Genomic DNA, 20465 nt, shown 5'->3' on the forward strand with positions numbered 1-20465 from the left:
AACTTTTACGATTCGTTCTTAAAATCAAGTTCGTATTTGCTATCTAGAGCAGATTCAATACTGCCAGTATTAAGCAAAATCTTAAATTGATTCTCATCTAGCATAGGTATACCAAGTTCTTCTGCTTTAGTGGCTTTAGAACCAGCATTTTCTCCTACAATAACGCAATACGTCTTTTTGCTAACAGAAGAGGCTGCTTTTCCTCCCCTAGAAGAAATAGCTTCTTTAGCTGAATCTCTGGTAAAGCCTTCTAATGATCCTGTAACAACAACCGTTTTGCCACTAAGAGTCTGTTCGATACTGTCCGCATTAGAAGAGTCAGAAGATCCAACTACTCCGGCTTCATTCCATTTACGTAAAACTTCACTACGCCAATCTTGAGGATTCTTCGATTTTTCAAACCAATCGTATACAGCTTGAGCAATTTCTGGACCAACTCCATCAATTTGTGTTAAATCTTCAACAGATGCTTTAGAAATATTCTCAATTGAACCAAATCTTGCCGCTATTAGTCTTGCTGTAGGCGGACCAAGTCTACGAATAGACAAAGCCACTAGCACACGCCAAAGTGTTGCAGACTTACCCTTTTGAACTATTTCTTCTAACATTGCTCTTGTTGTTTCGCTTGGACGAGTGTATTCAGGAACACTCACTGTTTGAAGAACATTATTTTTACGAATTTTCTTTTCAACTAACCTTATTACATAAGCGTCAGAAGGAACTTCAAATATTGGGTAATCTGGATTTAAAGATTCCTTAAGCTCATCACTGTTGGAATCATCATTGGATTTTCTTCTTGTAGCTTCTAAAGGTCTAGTCCAGAATGCAGAAACCTGTCTCCACAATCCAGATCCGCCTATTTTTTTAGTTCTTTTCTTTAATTTTCCGTCTTTTCCTAATTCTTTCCATTCTTCAACAAGAGGTATTTCTTTCCAAACTTTAATATTTCGCAAATCGGCTGCAGTAATGTTAAAAATATCCGCTTCGCTTCTTATAACAGGTTCTTGAGATTTTGGAAGATCAAACACAGATTCCGGAATAGTTGGTTGCAAAGAAGAGCCGCGCTGAATTACTATTTTGTCAATATCAGGATGATAGACCTCTGCAGTTGTAGGTCTAGAATCTTCTGGATTTGTTAAAGCTAGTGCAGAAGATTCTCCAAGATTTTCAATGTCGAATGCGTGCCTCGATGCAAGATTAATTATTCTCTCTGTTAATTGTGCTGGGCAGTTTTCTACATTTGGACAACGAATATCCTTGTCTCCCTCTTTAGCAGGTGCAAGCTTAGATCCGCATGATGGGCAATACTCTGGCATAACAAATTTGCGTAATTTGCTTTCATTTCCATCCCTATACTTTAGTACTGGACCAACTAATTCTGGTATAACATCACCAGCTTTACGAACAACAACAGTATCGCCTATAAGCACACCTTTATGCTCAACTTCGTAAGGATTATGCAATGTTGTGCGCGATATTGTAGATCCTGCAACAGTTACTGGGTCCAAAACAGCAACAGGAGTGACTCTACCTGTTCTTCCTACTTGAACAACAATGTCTTTAAGAACAGTATTTACTTCTTCTGGAGGATACTTGTACGCAATTGCCCATCTTGGTGCTCTAGATGTAGACCCTAGTTCTCTTTGCAAAGCACGATCGTCTACTTTAACTACAATTCCGTCTAAGGCATGAATAATAGAGTTTCTGTGTTCTCCATAGTATTCAATCATATCTTCTATTTGTTCAAAAGACGTAACTTTGCGAGTATAAGGAGATACGGGTATCCCCCATTTTTTATACAGCTCGTATGCGTCCGATTGATTAAACGATGTTTGCTTATGTGATTTATGCTCAGAATCATTTTTTACTGAATCTTTCCACTTTAAATCACCTAATCCATGCGCTATAAAGCTTAATCTTCTTGTTGCAGTGATTCTAGGATCCTTTTGTCTTAAAGACCCTGCAGCAGCGTTTCTTGGATTAGCAAAAGCAGGCTTTCCTAAATCTTCTTGCTCAATATTAAGCTTTCTAAAATCCGCCCATTTCATAAAAACTTCACCACGAATTTCCACAAATTCTGGAATATCGTCTGAATTTTCGCATTTAAGCTGAGTCGGTATTTCTTCGATTGTTCTTACATTCAGAGATATGTCTTCTCCAGTAACGCCATCTCCTCGAGTTAGCCCTTGTTCCAAAGTTCCATTTCTGTATATGAGATTTAACGCAAGTCCATCGATTTTTACTTCGCATGTCATTGGCAATGGCTTATTTTGGGGCCATTTTAAATCGCGAATAATGCTATCGTACCAAGATTTTAGCTCTTCTAATGAGAATACATCATCTAAACTCATCATTCTTGATGGATGTTTAACTGACGCAAAATCGTTCGAAAAAGTTCCACCAACTCTATGTGTTGGTGATTGAGGCGTATCTAATATTGGGAATGTAGATTCTAGTGAGCTTAAAACTCGCATTCTTGTGTCATAAGCAGCGTCAGAACTACTTGGTGAATCATCAACATAATAAGCTATCTGATCTGATTGAGCCCAAGCAGCTAATTTTGCCCATAATCTAGCAGCTTGCTCGCTTGTTAAAAGTGAAGGTTCCAGCTTAGATAATGCAATAGCGTCTACATCTGTTGGCTCTAATTTAGAAATCCAATCATTAAAATCTGTAGTTGAACTAAACTCGTGTGATGTGTTAGATGTATTGTTCTCGCCTGGCTCATGAACATTTTGGTTTTGATTCTCGACTTTGCTAATACTTGAAGATAATGAATCGTTGTTAACACTTGATTTATCAGTATTTAGCGAATCATCAAAATCGTCAAAAAGAGATAATTGTTCTCCAACTGCGTGTGACGACTTATCGCTATTAGACGCAATCATAAGCTTTCCCTTCAAAACCTTTTCATTATCCTATCTACCAGACAGGAGTCAATAACTGATTATAATTACTATTTAATAAGAGTTGTTTATGAGTTAAGCGAGCGCAAAAACTGCATTTGAACAACGTTATCTGATGAATTGTTGCTGAACAGCATTCTTGCTCTTGCAACGGAAAGCGTTCGTGCAATAACAAACATTCCCTCGTTTACTGTTATTTTTGCGGCTTCATCTATAATCTCATAAGCTTCAACATCTGGCCATTTTGGAACATTGTTTATTTTTAAAACTTCTTCTACTTGAGACATATCATTAGGAGCTGGAATGCACTGTGACTGCATACGGCTCAGTAATTCATCAAGCTCTATTTCAATAGACTCAATTTTTCCAGAAGATAAATTGTCTGCCATTTTATATGATGCTACAGCAAGAGGGAAATTATCTTGCATCCACTCTGCGTAAGCAAGTCTGTAATATATAAAAGCAGCGTCTTCTCTATCAAAGCATACTGGTAATGCGTTTAGACACACTGCTTCTACAGAAGTCCAATCTTCTTTCTCCGTAAGCTGTGAAGCTAACTTGAGATGAGAAATAACATATGTTGGAGCGTATGAAACCATTGTGTTTAAGTGTTTTAGTGCATCCTCATGCCTGCTGAGTTGAGTTAGTAAGTCTGCTAACTCCATATGCGCGTAAAAAAGACCATCTGGTATAAGTATCATACGTTCATTTTGGGTTGCAAATATTCGATTGTATACAACTCGCTCTGCGTAGGAATTAAAGTATCTTGGTACAACATCGTTGAAGGAAAACATGGAATCGAAATGTTTTACTGCATTTTCGTATTCTTCGATGGCATTTTCCAAGTCTCCACTCATAAATTGCTCATGAGCATGAAGTCTCATATTATAAATATCTTTTGAAACTTTAAAAGATATTTCGGGTATTTCTTTTTCGTCTATTAAAGCGCTTGTTATAAGATTTGCTTTCTCATTTAATTCTGGATCGTCAATACTTTCCACAATATCCATTGCCATACGAGCTTTTTCTGCATTAGATATCATTACTTCTGACGATATGTGATGAAAATCCGCAACAGCCTGTTGTAATAAATCTTCTCTTTGAATTGAAAGACCTTTAGAGTTGGTAGTACCTAATGTTTTTTGAGATTTGATGTCAAAAATTACATCTGAAAACTCAGGTTCCTCCTGTGCTCCATGAGGAGAAAAACAACTATCTCTCAGATCAAAGCTTGGTTCAATCGGGTTTAATGCGCCTTCTTCATCTATTTTCATATTTGCGTTAAATTTTTTGTATGCGCCAAGAGGATTATTCAACCCATTTGCACGAATATGTTTTATAAAAGATTCACGATTGAATGTGACTGTCAATAAAGACTTTACAGTTGGGTATTTGCTAAAAGCATCCATAGGATCAGGTTCAATAGGATCTGATCCAATATCGTTCGTATTGCTATCACTAATCTCAGTATCACTGTAGCTATCACTAGAATTTATCGATTTGCTACCAGTGGCTTTATTACTACTATCAGGCACAGTCACTTCATCTTCGTGAAGAATAGTATGATTAGTGAAGTTTTGTAAATCTTGCACATTCGCTAGTCCGTTATTAACATCTCCATGAATATCTCCATCTTTAGGATCGCCTTTAGAACGAGCTGCCTCACGATTCATATTATTCAAAGCATTAATTGTTTGATTTAGGATTTTACTCATAGCATCATCTTGAGCAGCAACCATTTCTTCTAAGCCTATTGAATCTAATCTTATAGATACATTCTGTACTTCTTCACTTGCTCCAAATGCAAGGGTTGCCAGGATTATTCCAAGTCGAAGATTGTAATCAGTTGTCATACGAGACTTATCTGCATTAGTTAAAGTAATCCATTTTTGGTTAGCAGAATCAAATCTTCTAGTAGGCATCATCGAACTGCCAGTTGCCATAAATGCTAATGCAACATTACCGTCTTCTAGATTAGAGCGAAAATCAGTATCAAACCTAAATGGTAAATAAAGACTTCTAATTAATCCAGATAATCTTTGCCTATAAGACCATTCGCAATTAGAAGATCCATCTGACTTGTAAATATAAAGGTAGTTAGATTTTTTTGCAGTATTCCACAAGTGCATTAATGGGCGAATATTGTCGTCTTGTAAAGGATTACCAAAACTATTCATATCCAATTCGCCGTTAGCACAAAACGCTGGATCTTCTATAAACGATAAATCTATTTCAGATATTTGACCAAAGTTTACAGAATTTTCCGTTAAATTACCGCCATTAGCGCAATTTTCTTCTAAACAACTACTAATGGACTGGAAACGGTTAATAGCACCTTCTATTCGCAATACTTTCAACGCAGCTTTTGCTTCTAAAGAATCATCCCATACTAGGAAATTAGCGTCTGAAACTTGCGACTTTTGCAAATGTAAGCGTTCTGCTCCATGAACAGCTTCAAGCGGACCACTATGTTCTAAAGCGCCAGAATCTAACATAAGATAAGCAAAATATTTTTCCATTGACGAAACACGCAAACCTGCTTTTTCCGCCACTTTTGAATCCATAATGCTTCTTCTAATAGCTCCAAGAGGGGCTTCCTTTGTAAGGCGCCTAAAAATATTGCCAGATCCGAAACCGCTAAACGCTCTAGTTATATCTGGAATAAAGAACGATGCAAAGAAAGATGTTGAAATAGCATCGCAGTATGAAAGATTGCAACGGAGTCTGTCAGGAAGCAAAACTCTAGTTTCTTCAAGAGTATATGCTTCTTTTTTGTCATTAACTTTACGAATCCAAGATGATACCCATTGCATGCCTTCATCTTGTGATAGCTGAACAACTACATCTCCTCTTATAACAACTAAATCAGATTCACGATTATTTTTATTGATTGAATTTACTTTTTTACGCGCATGACTCGCATGAGTAATTTTCCTATCATCAACACCATAGAAACGTAACGAATCTTTAAGAGTCATAGAATTTTGTTCTACAAAAGATAACTCTGGTATTCTTTCCATCGTATCTTCAATAGAAATGTCATGTCCTGTATAAACACGACCTTCAAAATCTGCAACAGCAAGCTGACGAAAACGTTTGCAATCATCATTGAATAATCCAATAGCTATACCATGTTTTTTCCCAGAAAGTTTAATCCAACCTAACTTTACGTTTTTTGGCATCATTGGAAAATCTTTAAAAATATGCTTTTTAGAAAATATCCTAACTGGAATAGATTCTCTATTTTCCCACAATGTTTTAATGGTTTCCTGCACAATCTGCATACTATCATCTGCAATATCTGAGCGATTTTTTTCACTACTTTCGGCAGAATCTATTTTCTTGCTAGATTGCACTTCGTCTTGCATATTCCTCGTTCTTTCGTTTTAAAGCCAACTACTATTTTCGTAACACCCGTAAAACTAAATATTTAAGTGATTTCCATACGTGTTGCATTTATTCTTACTCAAACATTTTAAGTATAGCTGATTATCGGTTCGAAAAACACAATTAGAAGTAGAATATGTTTTAACTCTTTTAGAACAAAATCAAATTATATTTCATTTCAATCTTGTTTTAATCTAACATGTGAATGCTTTAATTGCTTTTAAAGTTTAAAAATATAAATTTTATTAACTTCACTTATGCAAATTCACGCATGCACCAGAAATAATCTTAGCTAAACCGTCCATAATTTGATCCACTGGAGAAGCTGCTCTCCAGTTTAAATACAGCGAACGATATGGTTTTGGATCTTTAAACTCGCGAATTGTTAATCCTGATGGCTGAACAATTGGAGGAAGAATAGAAAGACGCGGAAGCAAAGTCACATCTTTACTTCCAACAACCATGTATCGTAAGGTTTCCAAAGACGTAGCATAAAATTCAGACTGTTTTGCACCAACTTTTTGACATACATCTATCATGCTTCTACGCATGCAATGACCATCTTCTAAAAGTAGCACTTTTTGGCTAGACAATTGCGAAACATCAATCGGAGTTTTTTCATGACCAAACTGCGAATTTGTAGAAGCAGCCAATAAAAAGTCCTCGTCAAAAATATGTTTTACTTTCAAAGAAGATTCATTTAATTGCTCGCTTAATATTGCGCCATCAATCTGACCACTATGCAACATTTCTACAAGGCTAGCAGACTTTTCTTCAACAAATCGAATATTAAAATTCGGCTTAACTTTACGCAAAACTGGCATTATTCTTGGCAAAAGATAAGGGCATAATGTTGGAAAAACGCCTAAAACTATAGTAGATGACCATGGGTCTTCTAATCGCCTTGCTGCTTGATAAATACTTGAAACGTCGGCATGAATACGCTTTGCATAATACACGACTTCTCTGCCTGCTGGAGTTAGAATTTGCCTTCCAGGAGTTCTTTCAATAAGACAAACTCCAAGCAAATCTTCTAACTTTTTAATTTGCGTAGACAACGTTGGTTGAGAAACGTGCATACGTTCAGCTGCTTTTGTAAAACTTTCCTCTTTTGCAAAAGCAATTAAGTATTCAAGTGATTTAATGTTCACGTAATCATCTTTCTTATTAAAAGTAGTAAGAATATAATATATATAAATTTTAAGTATCAAAAGCTTATGCGTTAAAAGTTAATCTAGTTTTACACATTTCTAATTAGATAGTCGAATGCACTAAGAGCCGCGTTTGCTCCAGATCCATATGCTGTAACAATTTGCTTATAAGGCTCATCTGTGCAATCGCCAGCAGCAAAAATGCCATGAACACTCGTGCACCCTTTTCTATCTGTTACTATTTCCGAACGATTATTTAAGCTTAGTTTGTTTGAAATCCATTTAGTATTTGGCATTAAACCAATTTGAACAAACACGCCGTCTGTGTGCAAAATTTTCTCACTATTTTCACCATTATTAGCATTGCGATCTTTATAACGTACTGCAATAACCTTTGTTCCGTCTCCTTCTATAGAACTAAGAGCAGCACCTGTTATTACAGTAGTATTAGAAAGATTATTTAGAGCATTAACTAATATTTGATCTGCTTTAAGCGTGTTCATATACTCGATTAGAGTAACGTGATTTGCAACACCTGCTAAGTCTATTGCAGCTTCGACTCCAGAATTTCCTCCGCCAACAACTACAACATTCTTATTTTTAAATAATGGACCATCGCAATGCGGACAGAACGACACTCCCTTGTTTCTATATTCGTCTTCCCCAGGAATGCCAAGTGTTCTCCATGTAGCGCCTGTTGCAATAATCACTGCTTTAGCTTTTAAGCTTCCGCCAGATTTAGTACTAATTGTGTGCAATCCGTAAGATTCTTCAGCAATATCTAAAGATGTAGCCCAATCGGGAGTAAATACGTCAATGTCATATTGAGCAATGTGGTTTGTTAAATCGTTAGCAAGCTTTGCGCCTGTTGTGTGCGTTTGCGAAATATGATTTTCAATGCTTTCTGTTTCAACAACTTGACCGCCTCTGTGGTCCATAATCATTGCTGTTTTAAGGCCTTTTCTAGCTGTGTAAATCGCTGCGGCGCTTGCAGCAGGGCCTCCACCTACAAGAATAACGTCGTACGGATTTTTGGCGTTCATTTTTTGCGCTAGTGAAGAATCGCCAGAAACCTTAGAATTGCTTGAATCGCTATTTTCCTCTTGACTTAAAAGAATCGCAACTAATTCGTCTATAGATGATCTTCCAGAAGAAATCATTTTTCCGTTTTCAAAAACTGCAGGAACACTCATTACGCCAAGAGAATCTACCTCGTCTTTAAAAGCGCTCCCTTCTACAGCAATATGTTTTACTTTAGGATTAATAATCGAAATTGTATTAAGCGATTGAACAACCTCTGGGCAATTAATGCAAGTAACAGACATGTATGTTGTAACTTCATGACTTCCAATGCTCAAAATTGCTTTGCGCTGACCATCGCTTATTTTGGGAGCGTAACCGCTTACTTGCAAAATCGCTAAAACTAAAGAGCTAAACTCGTGTCCAAGAGGTAAACCAGCAAAGCTTACAGACACATTAGTTTGTGGATTAAGTACTGCGAAACTTGGTTTGCGATTTACGCGACTTTTATCACCTTCTATAACAGTGATTTTGCTGCTTTGATCTGCTACTTCATTTAAAAGCTCAATAACTTTTTGAGAATTTTTACTACTATCAACATATGCAACAAGATTAATAGGATTAACCATTTTTGTTAATAATCCAGCAAGTTGAGTAGTTAAGTTTGAATCCAATAAAGACATTATTTTCACTTTCTATTCTTAAGTAGCAGATCTTTAGCAGTAAATTAATTATTAGAAAATCAGACTTTTAAAAAATCAGATCTTCCCAACCAAGTCAATAGATGGAGCAAGTGTTTCTTCTCCCTGCTCCCACTTTGCTGGACATACTTCTCCTGGATGGGATGCAATAAATTGAGCAGCTTTAACTTTGCGAAGCATCTCATCTGCATTTCTGCCGATTCCATCTGCTGTCATCTCGTAGAATTGAATATTTCCTTGAGGATCAACCAAGAATGTTGCGCGATGAGCTAAACCAGATTCCTCATTCAAAGCATTAAAGTTTTTAGAGAGCGCGCCGTTTGGATCTCCAAGCATTGTGTATTTTACTTTTGCAATAGCTTTAGAGTCATCGTGCCAAGCTTTGTGAACAAAATGGGTGTCTGTTGAAACAGAATAAACTTCTACGCCTAATTTTTGAAGATCTTCGTAGTGATTTGCAAGATCTTCAAGCTCTGTTGGGCACACAAACGAAAAGTCTGCTGGATAGAAGAAGAATATAGCCCACTTTCCAAGAACATCATTATCGCTTACTTCTACAAATTCACCATTTTTATATCCGTTTACTTTAAACGGAAGAATATGCGTACCAATAAGGCTCATAACAACTCCAATCTCTAATTGTTTATTTAAAAAATTTTCATTTTTTGCAATTAGCAATATTTTGACCTATTTGCTAAATCTAATTATTTAGAATCAGAATTCAGCATTAAAATCATGATAGATTATTTATATCAAAAAGACTATATGTATAGACAACATCTATAGCGCTAGATATTGTATGTCAATAACTATTTAATAAATTTATATTTTCATAAAACAAAGATGACTAAAACAAACTAAAAAATATGACAAAAGCAGAAGAAAAAAAAATGGAGCGGACAACGGGACTCGAACCCGCGGTCTCAACCTTGGCAAGGTTGCGCTTTACCAACTAAGCTATGTCCGCAAACAAAATGTCATAATAGCCTGATTTCTTTTTAAATGCAAATTATGAGTAAAAATAAAAATTTATAGTGATTTTTCTGCAATATACATGCAATTTTACGGAGTGTTGAATAAAAGAAAAATATTGATTACGATAATTATTATCATTAAGCCATAAATTTTTATAAAATTTTTCTTAAAATGTGATTTTTATCATGAAAAATCGTAAAAATAATGTAGAATAAAAGATAGCTTTTACCAAACAGGTAAAAGAAACCAAAAAGGTAATGTTTTTCAAAAATGAAGCATAGAACAAGGAGGTTTCTATGAAGGCTATTGTTGCAACCAAAGATAAGAAGGCTCAGGTTGTAGAGAAGGAACTCCGCCCATTGGAATTTGGTGAGGCCTTACTCGATATGGAGTGCTGCGGCGTATGCCACACCGATCTTCACGTTAAGAACCAAGATTTTGGCGATAAAACAGGCGTTGTTCTTGGACACGAAGGTATTGGTATTGTTAAGGAAGTTGGCCCTGGTGTTACAACATTAAAGCCAGGCGACCGTGCATCTGTAGCATGGTTCTTCAAGGGTTGCGGACATTGCGAATATTGCACCACAGGCAGAGAAACACTTTGCCGTAGCGTTTTGAACGCAGGATACACTGCCGATGGTGGCATGTCTCAAGAGTGCATCGTCGCAGCAGACTACGCAGTAAAGGTCCCAGAAGGCTTGGATCCAGCTCCTGCAAGCTCCATCACTTGCGCTGGCGTTACAACCTACAAGGCTATTAAGGAATCTGGCGTACATCCAGGCGAATGGCTTATTTTATTCGGTCTTGGCGGTCTTGGTAATCTTGCGTTGCAATATGCAAAGAACGTATTTGGTGCGCACGTAATCGCAGTAGATGTTAACGATGCTCAGCTTGAATTTGCTAAGGAATATGGCGCAGATTTGTGCGTGAACCCACTTAAGGAAAATGTTCCTGAATTTGCTATGAAGAAGGTAGGCGGCGCTCATGGCGCTGTCGTAACCGCTGTAAGCAAGGCTGCTTTTAACAGCGCAGTTGACTCTGTGCGAGCAGGCGGCACTGTTGCAGCTGTTGGTCTTCCACCAGAAGAAATGGAACTTAGCATTCCTCGCCTTGTTCTTGACGGAATCCGCTTGGTTGGTTCTCTTGTTGGAACTCGTAAGGATTTGGAAGAAGCGTTCCAGTTTGGTGCTGAAGGCAAGGTTCTTCCACAGTGCCATATGCGCAAGATGGAGGACATTAACGACATCTTCGACGAGATGCTCAGCGGTAAGATTCGCGGTCGAATGGTAATCGACCTCTCCCACTGAAAAAGAGATAAAATAAAAAAAAACTAAAAGCCACTTAGCAAATGCTAGGTGGCTTTTAGTTTATGTTTTAAGATGTTTTAAGACTTAATTTTTGTACACTATTTCAACGGAGGCATTGGCTTCCAATTAGGATCATGCAAAATTTTTCTGCTTGCAATCCAACCAGTAAAAAGCTTTTTAACACCACTTAAAATATGCTCACGATCTACAGCAACAAGCCTAATAAACTCTTTTGCAGCAGTTAATGCTGTTCCAAGAGCAAACATAAATGGTCGATAATCGCCATGAATCATAAAGTATCGCGCCATAAAACCACGATTTCGCATAATATGGTAACGATTCATGTCAGAAGTAGAATTTAGTTGACGAACGCCAGCAATATCCCAATTAGGAATATTACGAGTTCTACGAAGAATAACATCTTTTACAACAATCGGATTCGTAACTTTGCTAGCAAGGTATCCGTAAGTTGTGTCATCCCAATAAATAAAATAATGCGGATCTGGCAAACCGATTTTCTCTACAATATTGCGCTTAAATAATCCGCCTTCAAAGCACATAGTGTTCATAACGCGATACCCAGATGGTCCAAATGCTGCTGGAGCAATTGGGTTAGGGATTCCAAGAGAAACAATAAATTTATATTGCCAATAAAAATCGCCACCGTCGTAGTCTAAACGGCTGCCTTGAATCACATCGTGGCTTTTAGTCCACTTTGAAAGACGTTCAATAGATTCTGGAACAGTTTCAACATCATCGTCCATAACCCAGAACCACTGCGCGCCAAGTTCATACGCTTTTTTAACACCAGCACTAAAACCGCCAGCTCCCCCAAGATTGCTGCTTTGAGGCGCGTAAACAACGCGGTTTGAATCGCCAAAATTATCCACGCTAGCAGAACCCCAGCGACGTGTAAGAACATCATCTAAATCTTGCACCATATCACGAGTTTTTTCACTCTTCTCATTGTCTACAACAACAATCCTCCATGGGCATTGATTTAATCGTTCAAAAGATTTAAACAGATTTTCAAGCAACTCCTGACGCTTATAAGTAACTACAACAACAGCAAGCTTATCAATAGTATTATCATTTATAACTTCGCTCATATTTTTAATATTACACTAGCATTGCCATCAATATTATTAATAAAATTCAAATTTTTTAGTACAAACTTCATTTTCAGATAAATGTTCATAGCATAAGATAAAAATAAAGTGTAGTTTCAGGGAAGGTGAAAATCCTTACTGGCGGTAACGAGGTAATTCTTGTATTAGTGAATTTTCTCGAAGCCCGCGAGCGGCAACGCGCTGCTGATTCGGTTAAAATCCGAAGCCAACGGTTAAAGTCCGGATGAAAGAAACGGAGGCTCTAATGAGCATTTCACGCGAAAATAATCATAAAACAAGCAATCACACAGCAAATAATCACGCAACTTACTCTGGCACAAACTATTGGTCAAGCGAAAAAATTGCTAAATACGCGCTATTCGTTGCGCTCTCTATTGCTGTAAGCTTTATAGAATTTCCACTTATTCCAGACGTAAACTACCTTAAATATGATCCTTCGGGAATTGTGTGTTTAATTGCAGGATTTGCATACGGACCATTCGCCGCTGCAATCGTAAGCGTACTAGGATTTGCTCCACACTTCTTTACTAACCCGTTTGGCGCAATAATGGCAATATTGGTTTCAATGGGCGCTTCTGTTAGCGCTGCAATCGTCTACAAAAAAATTAGAACCAAAGAAGGCGCTATTATTTCGCTTATAGTTGGCTCTGTAGTTGCGATTGCTCTTGCAATAGTCGGAAATCTTATTATTACGCCGCTTTATGCGCATATGAGCGTTGAACAAGTTGCCGCTCTTATAGTTCCAGCTCTGCTACCGTTTAACGTGATTAAGCTTGCGATTCATTGCGTAATAACTATGCTTGTTTATAAGCCTGTTTCAAAACTTCTTAACTACAACAAGTAGCAAACAAATAGCATTAGCCAAAATAGCATTAGCCAATTAAGTAAAAAGCAAGCTGATTATGCAAAGCAATAAAGTTATTCAAGATAAAACATGTTGCAAAGTCGAAAAAAGCAATACGGATTATTTTGCTAAAAAAGATAATGCTGTTTCTTTGCAAAAAGTTCGCTTTAGCTACGATGGCGGAAAAACTTGGATTCTAGACGGAATAGATCTTGAAATTGCATATGGTCAAAGAATCGCAATCATTGGCAAAAATGGTAGTGGAAAGTCCACGCTAGCTAAAATTATTGCAGGACTTTCTTCCCCAGATTCTGGAATTGTTACGCTATGCGGAATAAAAGTTTTTGAAGCAAACAATGTTGATTCAAAAGCTTACCAAAAAGCACGAGAATCTATTGGAGCATTGTTTCAAAGCCCAGAAGACCAAATCGTTACAACAGTTGTAGAAGACGATGTTGCTTTTGGGCTTGAAAACTTGTGCGCTTCTAAAGAATTTATGAAGCAAAATATAAGCAATGCTTTACGCGCTGTAAACATGGAAAATCACCGTTTTAACGACCCGAGCAATATGAGTGGAGGTCAGCAGCAGCGCGTTGCTATTGCATCGTCGATTGCTACAAAATCAAAACTTCTTGTATTAGATGAGCCTACAAGCATGCTTGATTCTTGCGCAAAAGAAGATGTAAATAAGCTTTTTAACAAATTGCAAACGAGCGGCACAACAATCGTACAAGTTACGCATAAGATTAGCGAATGCAAAAATGCGGATCGAATATTGATGCTAGAAAATGGAAAATTGCGTGATGTAAGTTTATTGGAATTAGATGAATTTTTCACGGAAAAATCGCCAGCTGTTATTGAATCAAAAAGCATGACGGAAAATGCAAAAAAATCAAATACAGCAATTGAAATATCGAATTTAAATGTGAGCTATACAAATAGTCAAACTCCAATAATAAGAGACTATTCTCTAAGCGTAAAATCAGGCGAAATCGTTGCAATAATGGGAAAAAACGGGTGCGGAAAATCAACGCTCGCAAAAACAATATGCGCACTTATTAAATACGATTCTGGCTCCATTTGCGTAAACGGAATAAAAATTAGCGAAAAAACAAGCAAATCGCAAATGCGAGAAATTCGCAAAAACATTGGTTACGTTATGCAATTGCCAGAACAGCAACTTTTTGCACAAACTGTTTTTGAAGACGTAGCATACGGGCCAAAAAACTTTGGATTAGAAGGACGTGAATTACATTCCAGAGTATTGAACGCACTAAAATCATTGCATATTGAACACTTAGCACAAAAATCCCCATTCGAACTTTCTGGCGGACAGCAACGACTAGCAGCAATCGCAGGTGTTTTAGCTTGCAATCCAAAAATTTTGGTTTTAGACGAGCCTACAGCAGGATTAGATTTTGAGTATGCAAAAATCGTACTAAAAATTTTAAGCGATTTACACAATAAAGGCATAACAATTATTGTTATTACTCACGATCTAAACGAAGCAAAATCGCTTGGAGCGCGCATAGTTACGTTAGAATCGCGCAAAAAGAAGGAGATTCAAGAACACGCGCAAGACGAAAAGCTTGAAAATGCTAGCGAGAATGTTAACGAAAAGAAAAACGAAATCAAAAACAAGTCATTGCTAAGCTTATTCAATACGCGAATCATACTAATATCATGCTTAATTCTTATGTTTAGCGCGTTTAGTATTACAAACTTCTATCAACTAGGAATTCTTGCACTATCAACGCTTGCTCTAATATTTCTCGCTAGAATATCACCTATAAAATTATTGTTGTCATTGCATATGTTTATTGCAATATTCGTATTTTCTGGAATGTTTAATCTTCTAGTTGTGCATTCTGGAAGAGAAATTTTTAAAATTGGACCGCTATTAATAACAGATGATGGAATAAAGTTTGCAATACTTTTCGCTTCAAGATTTTCGCTTGTTATACTAATCGGATCAATAATTGTACTAACAATAAGCCAAACGCAGTTGACTGAAGCGTGCGCGTCTATTATTTCGCCTCTTAGAATCATAGGATTGCCAAGTCAAGAAATTGCTCTTATTATGAGCCTCGCTTTGCGATTTTTGCCGACTCTTGCAAAAGAAGCAGAATCTGTAGCTTTAGCTCAAATTGCAAGAGGCGGAAACATAAAAGACGGGTCTATAAAAAAGCGATTGCAAGCAATAACATCTCTTATAGTTCCAGGATTTGCAAGCGTGATTCGGCACGCAAACACACTGGGACTTGCGCTAGATTCTAGATGCTACGTTCCTGGAGCTAAGCGCACGCACTTACATACGGAGAAAATGCGCTTAAAAGACTTTGCACTTTTAATAATTACATTAGCTATTGTGTGCGGAATAATTTTTGCTGGAATATTTGTATAACTGATAACTGTAATATTTGCATATTGAGCGTATTACTCGTATTGAACGTATTGAACGCGGATTCTTAAGGTTAATGTATAATCCGATAAGCATTGAAAATTTAAGCGTTACAAGTAGATGATCAATAGTCGATAGTTGGTTGTCGATAATTGCGTTTGACAATATAGCGTTTTGACGTTTTAATGTTTTGAAAATTGACGTTTTAGCGTTTTACGCATGTTAAACGCGATTTGGAAGGAAAATAATGGCATTAACTAAAAAGCAGATTAAGCAATTGCGCGCGCTCGCTAACACTTTAAGCCCATTGCTTTACGTTGGAAAAAACGATATTAGCGATGCTGCTGTTAAGCAAGCAGACGAAACAATGCAATCTCATGAGCTTATGAAGTGTGCTGTACAAGATGGCTCTGGATTAAGTGCTAAAGAAGCTGCTGAAGAACTCGCAGAACATCTTGGTGCAGAAGTCGTGCAAGTAATTGGCAACCGTTTTGTGTTATTCCGCGTTTCAAATCGCGAAGATATTGACCACATTATGCTTGTTCGTGAATAAAACTCTCTTAAAAAAAAATAGTAATACTGTATTAAAAGGCTTCTTAGAATTGTAAGAAGCCTTTTAATTATTGACTTTAGTTATTGTCAGCAGATTTGTGGAGAATATTGCGGATTTGAGATAAACGTTGCGAAATCTCGTGCTCGTAGCCGCGATTATTTGGGTGATAATATTCGCGACCAACTAGCTCGTCTGGCATATATTGCTGAGATGCAACAGCACCCGGATAATCGTGAGCATACTTGTACCCATCATGATTGCCCCAACTTTTCATCAAAGCAGTTGGCGCGTTACGCAAATGAAGAGGCACTTGACCGATATTCCCAGTATCAACATCTTGCAAAGCCTTATTAATAGCGTTGTAGCTTGCGTTTGATTTTGGAGCAGTTGCTACAGCAATCACAGCTTCCGAAAGAATAATGCGCGCTTCTGGCATTCCGATTAAAGCAACTGCTTGAGCTGCAGCAACAGTTACTTGTAAAATTTGTGGAGCCGCCATACCAACTTCTTCGGCAGCAGCAATCATAATTCGCCTTGCAATAAAACGCGGGTCTTCACCAGCTCTAAGCATTCGCGCTAAATAATGCAAAGAAGCGTCAACATCACTTCCGCGCATTGATTTAATAAAAGCAGAAATAACATCGTAATGGTCATCGCCATCTTTGTCATAGCGAACTGTAGTAGTATCCATTACGTTAGAAACTATATCAGCAGTAATTACAGGCTTATTTTTACCATGCTGCAACGCAACATCTCCTGTTACTGCTCCTGCTGCCGCTTCTAGAATAGTAAGAGTTTTGCGAGCATCTCCCCCGCTTAAACGAATAATTGAATCTATTGCGTCTTCGTCGATTTTAAGCTGATTATTAAGACCATTTTCGCTAGAAATTGCGCGTTCTATCAGAGTGTGCAAATCTTCTACACTAAGAGACTCAAGTTTAACAACTACTGATCTGCTAAGTAGTGGCTTAATGATTGAAAAACTTGGATTTTCGGTAGTAGCTCCAATAAAAGTTACGTCGCGATTTTCTACGCTTGGAAGCAAAGCATCTTGCTGTGATTTAGAAAAACGATGAACTTCGTCAATAAACAGAACTGTTTCTTGACCTTTACTAACTAAACGCTCATGCGCTCGATCTAACACAGCTCGAACATCTTTAACTCCAGAAGTTACAGCAGAAAGCTCTTCAAACACGCGACCAGACTGTCTAGCCACAATATAAGCAAGCGTAGTTTTACCAACTCCTGGAGGTCCAAACAACACAACAGAACTTGGAGATGTAAGAGAACCTTTAGATTGTGGATTTGCAAGCCTGCGCAAAGGCGAACCTTCTTTTAGCGCATGCGACTGCCCCAACACATCTTCAATACTGCTTGGGCGCATACGCACTGCCAACGGACGCGTAACATCGCTAGGTGCACTACTTGCGGAAAATAAATCTTTCTCCATGAATACCAGCTTACACTACATATAGAACAAACGTTCGATTGCATTCTGCATTCTGTGTTTTGCCTTCTGTGCTCTGTTAGCACATTTTTAAGAATCACACGTGCGACACTCTGTAGTCAAAGAACACAACTTCGCCTGTATCTTGTGTGGAATCCAAATCAACAACACCAGTAATAGCCCAATTATGGTCTCCGTCCGAATCGTCAATAATTTGCCGAACTTTCCACGAATGTTCACTCTTCTCAAGCGAATCATCCAAAATAAACAAGTCGCCACTTCTAGCCTTGGCATCGATACCAACATACTCGTGCTCATCGTAATAGTCGTCAAGCACATCATTCCACTCGTGAACGCCGTAACCCCAAGCCTTGTCAAGCTCTCCTAAAGTATCCGCATCTTCCAAATCCATAAGCTGCACGCGACGGAACATTGCGTTTCTAATCAACACAATAAGTCCACGACGATCCTCAACAACAGACTCAGAAGTTCCAGGCGCAGCCATAGTTACAGCACTAGCTTCAGCGTCCGATCCTCCTGCACTCTCCCACTCGTCAACAAGACTTGAATCAATAGATCGCACAACAAGACGAAGCCACGAAATAATATCACACAATTCTTCGTTAAGCATGTCTTCTGGCACAGTGCGAGCAAGCGAACGATAAGCGTCCGAAAGGTAACGAAGAAGCGTTCCTTCACTTCTAGCAATGCCATAGCGCGAAATATAGCCAGTAAAATCGGACGCTGTTTCAACCATGTCTCGAAGCACAGATTTAGGCTTAATCCAGTAGTCGTTTGCCCACGGAACATCTTTGCGATATTGCGCAAAAGCAGGCTCAAGCAAATCTTCAAGAGGCTTAGGGTAGCTAACTTCCACTAAGCGTTCCATGCGCTCCTCGTAATCAATGCCATCATCCTTCATGCCAGCCATTGCAGCATCGCGAGCCTTACGCTCTTGTGCGCGAAGCACAGGCTTAGGGTCATCTAAAGTTGCTTCAACCATAGAAATTAGATCAAGCGCATAGCTTGGAGATTCTGGGTCTAGAAGTTCCAAAGCTGCGAGCAAGAACGGAGAAAGCGGCTGATCCAGCGCAAAGCCCTCTGGCATAGCAACATCAAGATCATAATCACAAGAACCATCCGAAAGCTCTCTGCATTCAATCACTTGAGTATCGAGCAAAGTTTGGAAAATATCGTTGCAACGCTCGAGCAATTTCTCTTTATCTTGCGGCTTTTGCGCACTATCTTCAATAAGTTTTTCAACGCGTGCTCTAGCATCCCCACCTTGCGTAACTTCGTTCAAAATCATTGAGTGCGTTACAACCATGTGAGGATTCAAAGTTTCTGGAGCGCTTTCAATAAGCTTAGTAAACGTTGGCTCGCCCCAAACTACAAAGCCTTCTGGAGCTTTCTTACGCTTAACTTTTTTAAGCTTCTTAGGATCATTTCCAGCTTTTGCAACAGCGCGCGCATTCTCAATCTCGAACTCTGGAGCCTCTGCAACTACTAAGCCCTCAGTATCGAATCCCATTCTGCCTGCACGTCCTGCAATTTGATGAAACTCGCGAGCACGAAGCTTTCTACTACGATTCCCATCAAATTTTGTAAGAGCTGTAAGAACAACCGAGTGAATTGGCACGTTAATACCAACTCCGAGAGTGTCTGTGCCACAAATAACGGGCAGCAATCCTTGCTGAGCTAACTGTTCGACAAGCCTACGGTAGCGCGGAAGCATACCAGCATGGTGTACGCCTACACCCGTGCGCAGTAGCCTTTGCAAAATTTTGCCGAAACCTGTAGTAAATTTAGTGCCTTTAATAGCTTGAGCAATTTTGTCTCGCTGATCTTTGCTAGAAACCCCCGTGCTTGCAAGCGCTTGAGCTGTTTCTAGAGCTGCATCTTGCGAAAAATGAACTACATAGATTGGCGTTAAACCCTTGTTAAATAAGAGTTCTACAGTTGTTGCAAGCGGCTTATCTGTGTACTCGTATTCGAGTGGGATTGGTCTTGGCGCATTAGCAATAATATCAACACTACGTTTTGTTGATTTTTCTAAACGTTCCGCAATATCCGTTACGTCTCCAAGAGTTGCGCTCATAAGTAAGAATTGCGTATTTGGAAGTGTAAGTAACGGAACTTGCCAAGCCCATCCGCGCTCTGGATCACCATAGTAGTGGAATTCGTCCATTGCAACGCAATCGACTTCAGCGTTTGCGCCTTCGCGTAAGGCTTGATTTGCTAAGATTTCTGCAGTGCAGCAGATTATTGGAGCGTCCGCGTTAATATGCGAATCTCCTGTAATCATGCCAACGTTGTCGCGCCCAAAAATCGCAACTAAATCGAAGAATTTTTCGGAAACAAGAGCTTTAATTGGCGCAGTATAGTAGGAGCGTCTGCCGGTAGCGAGCGCTGCAAAATGCATGCCGAGCGCTACTAGAGATTTTCCAGAACCGGTTGGAGTATTTAAGATAACATGGTCTCCTGCAAGCAAATCCATAACAGATTCTTCTTGATGCGGCCACAAATCTACATGCTTGTTATCTTTAGCCCAATCAACAAATGCTTGAAAAATCTCGTCTTCGCTAGCATGATGCAAATCAAAAGCTAACTCGCCCAGACCAGCCATATTCCGCTCCTACTTTA

The 20465-nt window shown here is 38.5% G+C and carries 12 protein-coding genes, 1 tRNA gene and 1 riboswitch; of the genes, 4 read left to right on the top strand and 9 right to left on the bottom strand.

Going from position 1 to position 20465, the window contains the following annotated elements; all coding sequences use genetic code 11:
* Window positions 1-5 precede the first annotated feature (5 nt).
* From ligA to HXT20_RS03610, 6 genes are all read right to left on the bottom strand, one after another.
* The gene (gene ligA / locus HXT20_RS03585; protein WP_422114246.1) at window positions 6-2888 is read right to left on the bottom strand and encodes an NAD-dependent DNA ligase LigA; all 2883 of its coding nucleotides are present in this window, start codon (window positions 2886-2888) and stop codon (window positions 6-8) included.
* An 86-nt stretch (window positions 2889-2974) separates the two neighbouring features.
* Window positions 2975-6274 carry a tetratricopeptide repeat protein gene (locus HXT20_RS03590; protein WP_422114247.1) on the bottom strand — a complete coding sequence of 1100 codons (3300 nt, stop codon included), beginning with the start codon at window positions 6272-6274 and terminating at the stop codon, window positions 2975-2977.
* 270 nt (window positions 6275-6544) lie between these two features.
* On the bottom strand, window positions 6545-7444 hold the full coding sequence (locus HXT20_RS03595; RefSeq protein WP_004117822.1) for a LysR substrate-binding domain-containing protein: 900 nt from the start codon (window positions 7442-7444) through the stop codon (window positions 6545-6547).
* Between the two features lie 89 nt (window positions 7445-7533).
* Window positions 7534-9147, bottom strand: a complete 1614-nt coding sequence (ahpF, locus tag HXT20_RS03600) for an alkyl hydroperoxide reductase subunit F (RefSeq protein ID WP_004117820.1) — start codon at window positions 9145-9147, stop codon at window positions 7534-7536.
* 75 nt (window positions 9148-9222) lie between these two features.
* Entirely contained in the window at window positions 9223-9786 is a 564-nt protein-coding gene (gene ahpC, locus HXT20_RS03605) for an alkyl hydroperoxide reductase subunit C (RefSeq protein ID WP_004111569.1), read from the bottom strand.
* 270 nt (window positions 9787-10056) lie between these two features.
* Window positions 10057-10132: transfer RNA gene (locus HXT20_RS03610), tRNA-Gly, on the bottom strand.
* A gap of 304 nt (window positions 10133-10436) precedes the next feature.
* Between HXT20_RS03610 and adhP the strand changes: the two genes are divergently transcribed.
* The gene (gene adhP, locus HXT20_RS03615) at window positions 10437-11447 is read left to right on the top strand and encodes an alcohol dehydrogenase AdhP (RefSeq protein ID WP_004111567.1); all 1011 of its coding nucleotides are present in this window, start codon (window positions 10437-10439) and stop codon (window positions 11445-11447) included.
* 98 nt (window positions 11448-11545) lie between these two features.
* Here the strand turns inward: adhP and HXT20_RS03620 are convergent, their stop codons facing one another.
* Window positions 11546-12556 (bottom strand): glycosyltransferase, encoded by a 1011-nt coding sequence (locus HXT20_RS03620; protein WP_004111565.1) that lies wholly within the window; start codon window positions 12554-12556, stop codon window positions 11546-11548.
* Window positions 12557-12664: 108 nt separating this feature from the next.
* Window positions 12665-12816: riboswitch (FMN riboswitch) on the top strand.
* Between the two features lie 5 nt (window positions 12817-12821).
* Between HXT20_RS03620 and HXT20_RS03625 the strand changes: the two genes are divergently transcribed.
* The 3 genes from HXT20_RS03625 (at window position 12822) to HXT20_RS03635 (ending at window position 16375) form a co-directional block, all read left to right on the top strand.
* Window positions 12822-13421 (top strand): ECF transporter S component, encoded by a 600-nt coding sequence (locus HXT20_RS03625; protein WP_004111564.1) that lies wholly within the window; start codon window positions 12822-12824, stop codon window positions 13419-13421.
* Window positions 13422-13479: 58 nt separating this feature from the next.
* Window positions 13480-15825: an energy-coupling factor transporter ATPase gene (locus tag HXT20_RS03630; protein ID WP_004111563.1), complete on the top strand. Its 2346-nt coding sequence runs from the start codon at window positions 13480-13482 to the stop codon at window positions 15823-15825.
* A 244-nt stretch (window positions 15826-16069) separates the two neighbouring features.
* Entirely contained in the window at window positions 16070-16375 is a 306-nt protein-coding gene (locus tag HXT20_RS03635; RefSeq protein WP_004111562.1) for a YhbY family RNA-binding protein, read from the top strand.
* Window positions 16376-16451: 76 nt separating this feature from the next.
* Here the strand turns inward: HXT20_RS03635 and HXT20_RS03640 are convergent, their stop codons facing one another.
* Window positions 16452-17825, bottom strand: a complete 1374-nt coding sequence (locus HXT20_RS03640) for a replication-associated recombination protein A (RefSeq protein WP_004111561.1) — start codon at window positions 17823-17825, stop codon at window positions 16452-16454.
* A gap of 94 nt (window positions 17826-17919) precedes the next feature.
* Window positions 17920-20448 (bottom strand): DEAD/DEAH box helicase, encoded by a 2529-nt coding sequence (locus HXT20_RS03645; protein ID WP_004111558.1) that lies wholly within the window; start codon window positions 20446-20448, stop codon window positions 17920-17922.
* Window positions 20449-20465: the final 17 nt, after the last annotated feature.

The organism is Gardnerella sp. DNF00109 (assembly GCF_049262845.1).
In the GTDB taxonomy this organism is placed as follows: Bacteria; Actinomycetota; Actinomycetes; order Actinomycetales; family Bifidobacteriaceae; genus Bifidobacterium; species Bifidobacterium vaginale.

Excerpts from the sequence above, each read along its gene's own strand:
- ligA (WP_422114246.1), bottom strand. The coding sequence starts at position 2,888 with ATGATTGCGTCTAATAGCGATAAGTCGTCACACGCAGTTGGAGAACAA.
- HXT20_RS03590 (WP_422114247.1), bottom strand. The coding sequence starts at position 6,274 with ATGCAAGACGAAGTGCAATCTAGCAAGAAAATAGATTCTGCCGAAAGT.
- ahpF (WP_004117820.1), bottom strand. The coding sequence starts at position 9,147 with ATGTCTTTATTGGATTCAAACTTAACTACTCAACTTGCTGGATTATTA.
- ahpC (WP_004111569.1), bottom strand. The coding sequence starts at position 9,786 with ATGAGCCTTATTGGTACGCATATTCTTCCGTTTAAAGTAAACGGATAT.
- adhP (WP_004111567.1), top strand. The coding sequence starts at position 10,437 with ATGAAGGCTATTGTTGCAACCAAAGATAAGAAGGCTCAGGTTGTAGAG.
- HXT20_RS03620 (WP_004111565.1), bottom strand. The coding sequence starts at position 12,556 with ATGAGCGAAGTTATAAATGATAATACTATTGATAAGCTTGCTGTTGTT.
- HXT20_RS03625 (WP_004111564.1), top strand. The coding sequence starts at position 12,822 with ATGAGCATTTCACGCGAAAATAATCATAAAACAAGCAATCACACAGCA.
- HXT20_RS03630 (WP_004111563.1), top strand. The coding sequence starts at position 13,480 with ATGCAAAGCAATAAAGTTATTCAAGATAAAACATGTTGCAAAGTCGAA.
- HXT20_RS03635 (WP_004111562.1), top strand. The coding sequence starts at position 16,070 with ATGGCATTAACTAAAAAGCAGATTAAGCAATTGCGCGCGCTCGCTAAC.
- HXT20_RS03640 (WP_004111561.1), bottom strand. The coding sequence starts at position 17,825 with ATGGAGAAAGATTTATTTTCCGCAAGTAGTGCACCTAGCGATGTTACG.
- HXT20_RS03645 (WP_004111558.1), bottom strand. The coding sequence starts at position 20,448 with ATGGCTGGTCTGGGCGAGTTAGCTTTTGATTTGCATCATGCTAGCGAA.